We start from the raw sequence: 11,785 nt of genomic DNA, 5'->3' as shown, positions 1-11,785 counted from the left end.
TGCCGCAGCCTCGGCGCGGAGCCCACGGCGACGGCGCTCGCCGCCGCGCGCGACGAGACGATCAGAAGCGCTCTGCGACCGGCAGCCGGCCCGAGGCGATGGCGGCGGTGAACGCCTCGAAGTCGCGCTCGTTCTGCTCGGCGTACTCGTCGGCGAACGCCGCGATCGCGCGATCGAACCGATCGGACCCACCGAGGTACTCGGCGATCGCCACGCGGTCGCCGGCCCGCGCATGCGCCCGCGCGAGCGTCTCGCCGCACGCGCCCGCGTACAGCACGGCGGCGGCGGGCCGCATCGTCTCGATGTCGGCCGAGCCCTTCCAGTCGTGCAGCTGGCGGATGTAGAAGTCGCGCTCGACGCCATCGAACCCGGTGACCCGCTGCCACCCGAGGAAGAGGTCGCTCGCGGCCTGCATCAGCCGCTGCCCCTGCACGACCCGTTCGCCGTGCTGGCTGTAGCGACTCGGGGGGAGGAAGCGCTCGAGCACTGACGCCTCCGCCTCCTTGGCCTGCAGGATGAGCGGATCGTCGTCGCCTCGACCCCGCAGCAGGACGACCCAGGCGCGGGTGCCGACGCTGCCGACGCCGACCACCTTGCGGGCCATGTGCACGTACTCGAACTCCTCGACCGGGTGCCGCGGCAACCGCAGGGTCGTCCGATACCCGCTGAGGATGCCCCGCATGATCCGGGGAACGTCCTCGCCCTCCAGTCCCGCTTCGACGAGATCCTCGACGGGGACGATGAGCGGCGGGTCCGCCGTGATCCGCATCCGGCCCCCGTCGACGGTCACGAGCTTCGTGAACGCGCGGACGCTGTCGCGCGTGCGCGACTTCGCGAGCGCGGCCTCCGTGCGCTTGACCTGGGCCTTGCCGACCCGGTTCGCCTCCCGCTCGCGCTGCAGCCGCACCCGGATCTCGTCGGCGTCGAGCCGGTCGTACCACGCGTCGAGCACTCGCGCCCTCGCCGACCTGCGCATCTGCCCGCGGTACGACTCGACCGCTGCGAGCACCGTGCTCCGGCGTTCCTCGGTCGTGAAGCCACGGTGTCGTCCGGCGACTTCGAAGCTCGCCGCGAGCCGCTTGACGTCCCACTCCCACGGGCCCGGCAGGGTCTCGTCGAAGTCGTTGATGTCGAAGACGAGATCGCGCTCGGGCGAGGCGAAGGTGCCGAAGTTCGACAGGTGCGCGTCGCCGCAGATCTGCGCCGTGATGCCGGAGACCGGGGTCGATGCGAGGTCGGCCGCCATGATGAGCGCGGCGCCGCGGAAGAAGTCGAACGGCGTGCGCGCCATGCGCGCGTATCGGATCGGCACCAGTTCGGGCACGCGCGTGATCGCCTGCTCCTCGAGGAGCGCCACCGGGTCGGCGCGGTCGGGCGGCGGCGTCCAGCCCGCGTGGGAGGTCCGCGGGGCTCGCGCTCGGGCGGCGCGCCCGGCGGATGCGCGCGCGCCGAAGTCGTCGCGGGGGGCGAGATCGTCGATGCCGGTCGGGCTCGGACCCGATGCGTCGCCAGGATCGATCGGGGCGCCGTCGAAGCCGATGGTCGTGCTCATGGTCGTTCCTCCACCGTGTGCGGGTCGGGGTCGTCGACCGCATCCGGTTCGGCACCGCCCGACTCCTTCTTCCGAGTGCCGGACCCCGATCCCGCGGCCCTGCCCTCGACGACATCGGGGATCCCGCGCGAGAACAGGAGCGCGAGCAGCGCGATGCCGATGAGCCCGACGAACGCCACCCGCAGCGATCCGAGCTGCGCCTGCCGGTACGTCTCGCTCAGCTCCTGGGCGTCGGCGTTCGAGAGCCCGGCGTCCTGCCCGATCCCCTCGACGGCCGACGCCGGGACGAGCTCGACCTCGCCCGAGGTCGCTTCGGCGACCGCCTCCCGGACGTCGGGGGGCAGGTCGCTCGCCGCGACGCCCGCGGCGAACGAGGTCGCCAGGGCGCCGATCAGCACGGAGCCGATGAGGGCCGTGCCGAGCGAGGAGCCGAGGTTCTGGAACACGCCCTGCATGCCCCCGACCTCACTCGACTTCTCCGGTCCGACGCTCGACATGTTCACGTTGCCGAGCTGAGATGCGAGCAACCCGAGCGCCGCGCCGGCGATGAACATGCCGACGCTGAACGCCGCCTGGCGGAGCTCCTCGTCGACCGAGGCGAGCAGCAGCAGCGCCGCGCCGACGAGCACGAGCTGGCCGATCCGCACGATTCGGCGAGGCGACCAGACGCGCGAGAGACGCGTGCCGGCGAACGAGAAGAAGATGAGCGAGACCGAGAGCGGGAAGATGCGGATGCCGGTCTGCAGTGCGTCCAGCCCGAGGGTCATCTGCAGGTAGACGGGGACCATGAAGAAGAGGCCCGCGGTCACCGCGTACTGGGCTCCGAGCGCCGAGAGCCCGCTCCGCAGCCGGTCGATCCGAAGCAGCGAGACGTCGAGGAACGCCTCACGTCCCGTCTCGACCAGGCGGCGCTGCCGGTGGGCGAACCACGCGAGGAGCACCCCGCCGACGAGGATCAGCCAGGTCGTCAGCGAGATGCCGAGCGGTTCGATCGCGACGCCGTTGATCTCCGGCGAATCGAGCGGCACGATCCAGCCCCAGGTCTTGCTCTGCAGCATCCCGAGCACGATCGCGATCAGGCCGGCCGACGAGAGCAGCACGCTGAGCGCGTCGATGCGCAGCTTCGCCGGTTCGTGCCGGTCGACGATCCGGCGGGAGAAGAGCACGACGACGGCCATCACGACGACCTCGCCGATGAAGACGTACCGCCACGAGGCGTACGTCGTCAGGAACCCGCCGATGAGCGGTCCGGCCGCCACCGCCGCGCCCGACGCGGCACCGATCATGGCATAGGCCGTGACCCGCGCCCGACCCTCGTAGTTGTCGGCGATGAGCGCGGCGATCGCGGGGATGACGAGCACGGCGCCGACGCCCTCGATCACGCTCCAGCCCGTGAAGAGCACGACGATGTTCGGGCTGAGCGCCGTCGTCAGCGAGCCGATCGCGTAGATGATCGCGCCGATCACGAACGCCCGGAGTCGACCCCACACGTCGCCGAGCTTCGCACCGACGAGCATGAGGGCGGCCATCGTGAGCGTGTAGAACGTGATCGCGGCCTGCATCGCCGAGACCGTCGTGCCGAGGTCCTCGACGACCTGCGAGATCGACACGTTCATGACGGTGCTGTCGAGCACCATGACGAACTGCGCGGCGGACAGGGCCGCCACGACGACCCACGAGGTCCGCGCGGGTGCGGGCGCCGCGGGCGCGCCCTCCGACGGCGCAGTCGATGCGGCGGGCTCAGGCTGCGCTTCGGAATGGCTCATGGTGGTACCCCGCTCGGTCGAGGACGGCGATGGTGGATTCCGGGACCTCGACGAAGATGCCCGGCAGGTCGTTCAGGGGCTCCGAGACCACGACGTGGGCGTGCTCGCCGAACTGCGTGAGCCGCTCGGCATCCGGGTACATCTCGCGGATCGTCGGGATGTCGACCGAGTGGAAGAGCGTGCGCGAGCGGCCCTGCGTGGAATACCGAAGCGCCCAGATCGTGGCCCCGTCGGCCACGGCGACGGTGCCCTGCATCGGGAACATGACGCCGTGGTCGCGCCCGACGCGCTCGACCTGGTCGACCGTCGCCCGCAGTGCCGCGACGGGGTCGTCGGCGAGCCCGTTCGTGATCGCGAGGTGGAAGAGCACCTCGGAGTCCGTCGTCCCCTTCACGTGCGGGTAGAGCGACGGGTCGATCGCGAACGTCAGGTCGCGCTTGACCTTCGCGAACTCCGACAGGAAGCCGTTGTGCATGAACAGCCAGTTCTCCCATCGGAACGGATGGCAGTTGGTCCGCTGGATCGGCGGGCCCGCCGCCGCGCGGACATGGCTGAAGAACAGCGGGCTCTCGATGGCCCGGGCGAGTTCGCGCACGTTGTCGTCGTTCCACGCCGGTTCGGTGCTGTGGAAGACCGCCGGGATGCTTCCCGCGACGGCGCCCGCCGGATACCAGCCGATGCCGAACCCGTCGCCGTTCACGGTCTCCGCGCCGAGCGGCGAATCGAGCGACTGCGCGACGAGCGAGTGCTTCGCGTCGAGCAGGACCGCCGAGGTCCTCAGCGGCTCACCGGAGTACGCCAGCCATCGGCACATGCGAACGCCTCCCCCCGGCGCGGGGCCCGCTCCCCGTCGGCGCCATTCTGGACCCGTCCGATCACTCCCGCCGGGCCCAAAGTCTCATTCCCCGGCTTCGGCCGGAAGGGGGCACGCCGCGGCATCCGTCATGCGCTGCGTCGCCTGCTCGAGCGACCACGGCAGCTCGACGAGCGGCATCTCGCGACTCTCGGCCGGCCGCGCCTTCGAGGCGATCGACGCGAGCGCGAACGCCGCCTCTCGAACGAGGACCTCGCCGCCGCTGGAGTTGTTCAGCGCGAGCACGACCGTCAGCCCGGTCGCCGGGTCGGTGAACATCGCGCTCAGCGCACCGATCGACTCCCCGGCGACGCCGCGCAGCGGCCCGAACTGCTGCGCCCCGATCCCCTGCGCCTGCCACCCGGGTGCGTCGCCCCCGAACGGGGTCAGCGTCCACACGTCGCGTGCGGTGGCCTCCTGGAACATCGCCCCCGTCGCGAACGACTCGCTGACGGCCTTCACGTCGGTGAGCGTGGTCCGCGCCCCGGACGCGGTGCCCCCGATCGAGCTGGAACGCCGCGAGACGTCGACGATCGCGTCGCACACCGGCGCTCCGGCGGAGTACGACGCGGCGTAGCCGCCCAGCGCGCCGGCGTACGAGGTGTCGTCCGCCTCCGGCAGGGAGGTTCCCTCGAGGTCCAGCGGATCGAGCACGTACTGCTTCGCGAGCTCGGCCCACGAGCGGCCGGTCCGCTCCTCGAGCGCCTCGGTCAACAGCAGGATCCCCGTGCGCGATTCGACCCACGTCGTGCCCGGGTCGCCCTTCCGGCCCGCGGCGAGGCCGCTCGCGAGCAGCTCGTTGGACGGCCAGATCCGCGCCGGGTTCTTGACGAAGTGCGCTCGAAGCGGGCCGTAGTAATCGGCGAGGCCCGACCGGTTGCGGCACAGCTGCTCGAGCGTGATGCCCTCGAGTCCGGGGATGCCCTTGACCATGTCGGACACGTGCTCATCGAGTTCCACGACCCCGGCATCGACGAGCCGCAGCATCACCGCGCAGGTGAGCTCGCCGGTTCCGTCGGCGAGCTGGAACCGCGTGTCGGTCGTGACCCGCGCGGCCCCGTCGCTGAAGTCCACCGTGCCCATGCCCACGGTCCAGCTGCCGGCCCATGGGGCCCAGACGCCGGCCACCGCGCCGCTCGATCCGCTGAGCCGTACGGCCTCGGCGAGCGTGGCGTCCAACTGCTCCACGATCGCGTCGTCGAACGGACCCTCGACCTGGTCGAAGTCGGCGGCGGGGCTGTCGGACGCGGTGCACGCGGAGAGCCCTCCGACCACGAAGACGGACGCCAGCGCCGCAGCGACCAGCCGACGCATCCGCCCTGTCTGTGCAGCCACCGTGCCCCCCGCCGTGTGTCCGCTGCGATTGTAACCCGATCGAGGCCACCCACCGCACGGCGCTCCGCGGGGGCGCGGTGGCTCCGACCGTCCGTCCCCGAACCGGTGTCCCCCGATCGGCGGACCATGCATCCAATCCGGTTCCCATGCCGTGCCGAACCCCTCCCAGCACGGCGCCCGCCGCGCGAGAAAAAGGAGGCATCGCCATGAAGAACTCACCCAACCGCATCGCCGCGACCGTGTTCGGCGCGGTCTACGTCCTCGTCGGCCTGCTCGGCTTCGCCGTGACCGGCGGCATCGACTTCATCGCCACCGAGGGTGGACTGCTGCTCGGCGTGTTCGCCGTGAACCCGCTCCACAACATCGCGCACCTCGCGATCGGCGCGGCCCTGCTGATCGCGGGCCTGTCGAACGTCGCCGCGGCGAAGACCGTGAACGCGGTCGTCGGCGCCGCCTACCTGCTGCTCGGCGTGGTCGGCTTCTTCATCGCCGGCACGCCGGCGAACATCCTCGCGCTCAACACGCCCGACCACTTCCTGCACCTGGCCAGCGCGATCGTGCTGCTCGGCGTGGGGGTCGGCGCCGAGCGCTCAGCGCGCGTGGCGACGGCCTAGGGAACCGGCCATGCGTGCACCGGCGACGTTCACCCGGACCTGGCCCATGCTCTCCGCCCTCGGCGGCGGGCTGGTCGGTACCGCTCTCGCCGCCGGTGCCGGGGGTGCGGGGCGGCTCGTCCTGGCCGGGCTCGGCGTCGCCGCGCTCGGCTGGGGCGTGCTGTCCCTCCGCGCGGGGCGTCCGCTCGCCCCGCGCGCCGTGCTCGCGACCTCGGTCGCGGCCCTCGTCGTCGCCGGGGTCGCCGTGGCATCCGGTGCCATGGCGGATGTCCCCGGCCTCCCGCTCGCGGCGGCGTGCGTGTTCCTCGCCGTCGTCGCACTCTCGGTCGCCGGCTCCGTGCGCGGCGGTCTGGGCGCACGACGTGCTTCCCGGGCATCCGGCCCCGAGCCGGGCGCGGCGGCCGCAGCAGCCGCCTCCACGACGGAGACCCGTCGATCGCTCGTCGGCCTCGCGATCGGCGCCGTGCTGATCTCGGCGCTCGCGACCCCCGCACTCGCCGCGACGGAGGCCGGCAGGTCCGCCGTGCCGCACGGCACGCACTCCGATGACGCGCCGTCCGCGCCGGCGCACCACCACTGACCACCCGACCGCGGCCGGGGGCGCGTGGCGATGACGCCCCCGGTCGCTCCTCCTCGGCTCCTCCCCCGCGACGCGCGCCGTCGGATCGGCGCGAGTTCCGCTGGATCCGCGATCCGCCGCTCGCCCCTAGGCGTGCGCGGCGGACTCGGCGGCGAACAGGTTGAGCACGAGCACCCCGGCCACGATCAGCCCGATGCCGACGAGCTTCGCGACGGTGATCGACTCGCCGAGGAACAGCACGCCGATCGCGACGATCGCGGCGGTCCCGACCCCCGACCAGATGGCGTACACGATGCCGATCTCGAGCTCGCGGACGGTGAGGGCGAGCATCCAGAACGAGAAGCCATAGCCCGCGAGCACCACGACGGTCCACCACAGCCGGGTGAACCCCGCCGTGAATCCGATCAGGCTCGTCGCCGCGACCTCCGCCGCGATCGCCAGTGCGAGGAACACCCATGCCATGCCGGCGAGTCTGTCAGATGCGTGCGGTCCGGGCCTCAGTCGGGCAGCTCGTCGGCCGTGCCGAGGTCGCGGCTCGCACCCGACATGAAGCGCTCGACGTCGCGGTCGACGATGATGTCGCGCGGCACGAGGGGTCGGGCGAGGTAGAGCCCCTCGAGGCTGGTCAGTCGCGAGAGCGCGACGTAGGTCTGGCCGGGGCTGAAGACGCGCGAGCCGAGGTCGACGATCGCCGTGTCGTAGCTCGCACCCTGCGACTTGTGGATCGTGACCGCCCACGCCAGCCGCAGCGGGAACTGCGTGAACTCGGCGACGATGTCACGCTCGAGCTTCTTCGCGACCGGATCCCACGAATAGCGGTACTTCTCCCAGGTGGCGGGTTCGACCTCGTGCTCCTCGCCGTCGATCTCGACGCGCACCTCGCGTTCGAGCGAGGTGACCGTGCCGATGGTGCCGTTCACCCAGCGCGGCGCCTCGCCCCACCCGGCGGTGTCGTTGCGGAGGAACATGACCTGCGCGCCGACCTTCAGCTCGAGCCGCTCGTCGGCGGGGTAGCCGCGCCCGCCGAACTCGCCGTTCACGTCGGCCTCGTTCGCGATCGAGTGGCCGGGCAGCCGGTGCAGCGCCGCGCGGTTGATGCGGTTCACCGTCTCGTTCGTCGTCGCGAGCGTGATCGCCCCCTGCTCGGGCAGTGGCCGGCGGGCGCCAGTGTCGTTCAGCGCGCCCGCGATCTCGGCCGTGACCATCCCGTGCCGCACCGCGTTCAGCATGTGCTTGAACGCGTCGTCGTGCTGGCGGTGGATCTCGCCGAGCTCGTAGATGCGCAGGTCGGCCTCCTGCCAGACCTTCGCGTCGAAGAACCACATCGATCGGTAGGTGTCGGCGAAGTAGCGGCGCTCGTCGCCGGAGCCCGGTACCGGAGCGAGCTGGTACGGATCGCCGAAGAGCACGACCTGCACGCCGCCGAACGCCTCGTGCGGGCGCTGGCGCGCCTGCCGGAGCGATCGGTCCATCGCGTCCATGAGGTCGGCGTTGACCATCGAGACCTCGTCGACGACGAGCGTGTCGATGGCGTTCAGGACCTTCCGGACCGCGTCGTTCTGGTCGATCTCGTGATCGGCGACGACGCCGATCGGGAGGCGGAACAACGAGTGGATCGTCTGCCCGCCGACGTTCAGCGCCGCCACGCCCGTGGGCGCGCAGATGACGATCTGCTTGCCCGTGTTCCAGTTCAGGTGGTTCAGCAGCGTCGACTTGCCGGTGCCCGCGCGACCGGTCACGAACACGTGCTCGCGCGTGTGCTCGATCGCCCGGAACACCGCCTCCTGCTCGGCGGTGAGGGTGACGTGCTGCACGGGTCGGCCTTCGGTCTCGCTGGGTTCGTCGGGGTTCGATGCGCTGCGGCGGCGCATGCGGCGGTGGGCGGACGCCGCGGGCGGGCGTCTTCACTGTAGACCGCGATCCTCGCGCCGGGGCGCCGGTCGCGGCATCCGTCGATGCGTCACGCGGCGTTGTGGAGAAACCGTACCGTCGCATGGCCCTGTCTAGACTTGCCGGGTGGGGAGCTCGGGTCGACGTGACGGACGCCTGTCGCCCGTCGCGATCGTCGGGTGGACGGGTCTCGCCGTCATGCTCGTCGCCGGCTTCCTCGCCGCACTCGGCGGGCTCAACCAGAGCCTCTACGGTGCGCCGGCGTTCGTCGAGCGGTACCTCGACGCGATCGCGCGCGACGACATCGTGAGCGCCGCGGCGACGCCGGGCGTCCGTCTCGACGAGGGCGACCTCGCGGGCGCCGGCCTTCCCGTCGACGTCTCCACCGCGATGCTCCGCTCGAACGTCGTCGACTCCGGCCCCGAAGACGTGCGCGTCATCTCCGACGAGGCGCACGACGACGGCGGGCATACCGTCACCGTGAGCTATCGACTCGACACGGCGATCGTCCAGACCGCGTTCGACGTGAACCCGATCGAGCCGCTGTACGGCGTGCTGCACCGGTGGGAGTTCGCGTCGAGCCCGCTCGCCGTGGTCGAGGTCACCGCAGCGCAGAGCCCCCTGTTCACGGTCGGCTCGCTCACGCTCGACACGCGGGCCACGAAGACCGGCGACGAGCTGTCGGCGTTCACGCAGACGACGCAGTACCTCGCGATCGCCCCGGCGGTCTACGAGTTCGGCTACCAGTCGACGCTGCTCGAGGCCGTCCCCGTCCAGGCCATCGTCGAACCCGCCGCACGGGCCGAGGTCAGGGTCGACGCCCTCCCGACGCCGGCGTTCGTGGAGCGGGTCCAGGCGAAGGTCGACGAGTACCTCATCGACCAGTGCGCGAGCCAGCCTGTGCTGCAGCCCGCCGGGTGCCCGTTCGGCGTCGTGATCGACGACCGCATCGTGGGCGAACCCGCATGGAGCATCGTCGAGTCCCCCGCGGTCACGCTCGTCCCGGGCGAGACGACGTTCGAGATGCCGCCGACGCCCGGCCTCGCCCACATCTCGGTCGAAGTGCAGTCGCTGTTCGACGGCACCTTCTCGACGCTCGAACAGGACGAGTCGTTCACGCTCGCGCTCGACGCGACCGTGCGTCCCGACGGGTCGATCTCCATCCAGCTGCGCTGACGGCGGGAAGACCCGCGCGTCGGCGCCTCCACGCGTCGCCTCAGTGCACCCCGTCGCGCTCGGCGAGCGCCGCGAGCCGCGCGTTGTACGCCTCGAGCTCGGCCTCGCCGGTGCGATCCGCGTGCCGGTCGCGTCGCTTCGTCTCCTTCGCGTCGGACCGCGACCACTGCACGGCGACGGTGATCGCGAGCGCGACGGTGGGGATCTCGCCGATCGACCAGGCGATGCCGCCGCCGACCTGCTGGTCGGCGAGCGCGTCGGTGCCCCACCCCATCGCGCCGTACCAGTCGGCGAGCATCAGGCCGGTGCCCATCATGATCGCGAGGCCGAAGAACGCGTGGAAGGCCATGGTGCCGAGCAGCAGCAGCAGCCGGAACGGGTAGGGAAGGCGGTACGGCACCGGGTCGATCCCGATGAGCGACTGCACGAAGAGGTACCCGGTGATGAGGAAGTGGGTGATCATCCACTCGTGCCCGATGTGGTCCTCCATCGACCACCGGAACAGCGGCGAGTAGTAGAACACCCAGAGGGAGCCGGCGAACAGCACGGCCGCGACGATCGGGTTCGCGATGATCGACGCGAAGCGCGAGTGCACGGCGAGCAGGATCCACTCGCGGCCCCCGCGGCTGCCGTCCTTCCTCGGGCGGATGGCCCGTGCCGCGAGCGTCACCGGCGCGCCCGGCACCAGCAGCACGGGTACCGCCATGGTCAGCGCCATGTGCCCCAGCATGTGCGCCGAGAACAGGTACTGCTCGTATGCGGCGACGCCGCCGCTGGTGATCCATGCGAGGAGCAGCAGCCCCGCGATCCAGAGCACGGTGCGGTAGATCGGCCACCGGTCGCCGCGGCGCCGCAGGCGCACCACGCCGGCCACGTAGAAGAAGATGCCGAACCCGCACGCGATCAGCCACAGCAGGTCCGGGCTCCACTCGGTGAAGTACCGCAGGGCGTCGGGCGCGGGCGGGAGCGGCTCGCCGGTGAGGATCTCGGCGGGCGTTCGCGCGAGTCCGCCCGAGACGTCCTCGTTCACGGGCGTCGCCGTGCGCGCGAGGGCGGCCGCCACGCCCGACGCGATGCCCATGAACGCGAGCTCGACGACGACGAGCAGCCAGAAGGTGCGATTCGCCGAGGCCGACGGTGCGGCACCGGCGCGCAGCATCCGCCCGATCATCAGGCGGCGCTGTGTGGCGCCGAACAGCCCGAGCGTCACGAGCGCCGCGATCTTCATGACGACGAGCACGCCGTACTGCGTGGCGAGCTGGTCCCACGTGCCGATGCGCAGCGCCGCGCTCGCATAGCCCGAGATCGCGACGACGATGAAGGCGATGAGCGCGACGGTCGAGTAGCGCGAGAGCACGACCGCGAGGCGCTCGCCGTCGAGGGCGGGCTTCAGCAGCACGATCGTGAGCAGGCCGCCGAGCCATGCGCCGGCGAACACGAGGTGCAGGCCGAGCGCCGTGATCGCCTCGTTGTGGCCGGAGGCCCCGGCCGCGTGGCCCTGCTGCGCCATCGGCACGAGTGCCACGACGGCGAGCCCCGCGACGAACACCAGCGCGGTGTGGTTGCGGACCGCGAAGCAGAGCACGGTCACGGCCGCCGCGATGAGCGTCGTCGCGAGCCACGACTGCCCGAGCTCGATCGAGGTCGCGAACTGGCCGAGTTGCTGGCCGAACCGGTCGTCGAGCGAGAACGAGGCGCCGGTGACCAGCATGAAGGTCAGGACGCCGGTCGCGGCGCTCGCGACGGTGAGCACGGCAGCGGATGCCGCGGCCACGTCGAGCGCGAGGTCGAACTCGCGTCGCTTCGGGCTCAGCGCCCAGACGGCGAGCACGAGCGCGCCGAGCATGCCGGCCGCGCCGAGGTTCACGAACAGCTTCGCGACCGGGACGCCCCAGCGCGCGACCGGACCCGGGTCCTGGATCGGGTACGGCTCCGCGCCGCCGCCGTACGCGAGTGCGGCGATCATCGCGGCGAGCGCGACGGCGATGAGTGCGGCTGGGCCCAGCACGCGGGCGGAAC

General features: G+C 71.7%; 10 protein-coding genes. 3 read left to right on the top strand and 7 right to left on the bottom strand.

The genetic code is table 11. The annotated features are described in order from the left end of the window. Positions 1–61: 61 nt before the first annotated feature. The 4 genes from ACSJD1_RS00935 to ACSJD1_RS00920 all read right to left on the bottom strand — a co-directional run bounded on the left by ACSJD1_RS00935 (position 62) and on the right by ACSJD1_RS00920 (position 5,506). Complete coding sequence (locus ACSJD1_RS00935) at positions 62–1,552, bottom strand: DUF2252 domain-containing protein (RefSeq protein ID WP_438853439.1); 1,491 nt, start codon at positions 1,550–1,552, stop codon at positions 62–64. Beyond that, on the bottom strand, positions 1,549–3,318 hold the full coding sequence (locus ACSJD1_RS00930) for an MFS transporter (protein ID WP_438853438.1): 1,770 nt from the start codon (positions 3,316–3,318) through the stop codon (positions 1,549–1,551). Before ACSJD1_RS00930 ends, ACSJD1_RS00935 begins: the two co-directional genes overlap by 4 nt. Next, on the bottom strand, positions 3,293–4,132 hold the full coding sequence (locus ACSJD1_RS00925; RefSeq protein ID WP_438853437.1) for a class II glutamine amidotransferase: 840 nt from the start codon (positions 4,130–4,132) through the stop codon (positions 3,293–3,295). Before ACSJD1_RS00925 ends, ACSJD1_RS00930 begins: the two co-directional genes overlap by 26 nt. Before the next feature lie 84 nt (positions 4,133–4,216). Next, positions 4,217–5,506 carry a serine hydrolase domain-containing protein gene (locus ACSJD1_RS00920; protein WP_438853436.1) on the bottom strand — a complete coding sequence of 430 codons (1,290 nt, stop codon included), beginning with the start codon at positions 5,504–5,506 and terminating at the stop codon, positions 4,217–4,219. Positions 5,507–5,712: 206 nt separating this feature from the next. Here ACSJD1_RS00920 and ACSJD1_RS00915 point away from each other — a divergent pair, with 206 nt between their 5' ends. After that, positions 5,713–6,120, top strand: a complete 408-nt coding sequence (locus tag ACSJD1_RS00915) for a DUF4383 domain-containing protein (RefSeq protein WP_438853435.1) — start codon at positions 5,713–5,715, stop codon at positions 6,118–6,120. Positions 6,121–6,130: 10 nt separating this feature from the next. Beyond that, complete coding sequence (locus tag ACSJD1_RS00910; protein ID WP_438853434.1) at positions 6,131–6,700, top strand: hypothetical protein; 570 nt, start codon at positions 6,131–6,133, stop codon at positions 6,698–6,700. A 126-nt stretch (positions 6,701–6,826) separates the two neighbouring features. Here the strand turns inward: ACSJD1_RS00910 and ACSJD1_RS00905 are convergent, their stop codons facing one another. Together ACSJD1_RS00905 and ACSJD1_RS00900 are read right to left on the bottom strand one after the other, a co-directional pair. After that, positions 6,827–7,162, bottom strand: coding sequence for a DMT family transporter (locus ACSJD1_RS00905; RefSeq protein WP_438853433.1), 336 nt, complete (start codon positions 7,160–7,162; stop codon positions 6,827–6,829). A gap of 35 nt (positions 7,163–7,197) precedes the next feature. Next, positions 7,198–8,571, bottom strand: a complete 1,374-nt coding sequence (locus ACSJD1_RS00900) for an ATP-dependent DNA helicase (RefSeq protein ID WP_438853432.1) — start codon at positions 8,569–8,571, stop codon at positions 7,198–7,200. Between the two features lie 145 nt (positions 8,572–8,716). On the opposite strand from ACSJD1_RS00900, the gene ACSJD1_RS00895 reads away from it, so the two are divergent. Beyond that, positions 8,717–9,766 carry a hypothetical protein gene (locus ACSJD1_RS00895; RefSeq protein WP_438853431.1) on the top strand — a complete coding sequence of 350 codons (1,050 nt, stop codon included), beginning with the start codon at positions 8,717–8,719 and terminating at the stop codon, positions 9,764–9,766. Between the two features lie 40 nt (positions 9,767–9,806). On the opposite strand, the gene ACSJD1_RS00890 is transcribed toward ACSJD1_RS00895, so the two are convergent. Next, positions 9,807–11,732, bottom strand: coding sequence for a cytochrome c oxidase assembly protein (locus ACSJD1_RS00890; protein WP_438854099.1), 1,926 nt, complete (start codon positions 11,730–11,732; stop codon positions 9,807–9,809). Between the last annotated feature and the right edge of the window lie 53 nt (positions 11,733–11,785).

This window comes from Agromyces excoecariae, assembly GCF_051715505.1.
Lineage (GTDB): Bacteria > Actinomycetota > Actinomycetes > Actinomycetales > Microbacteriaceae > Agromyces.
This window is presented reverse-complemented; position numbering and strand designations above follow the sequence as displayed.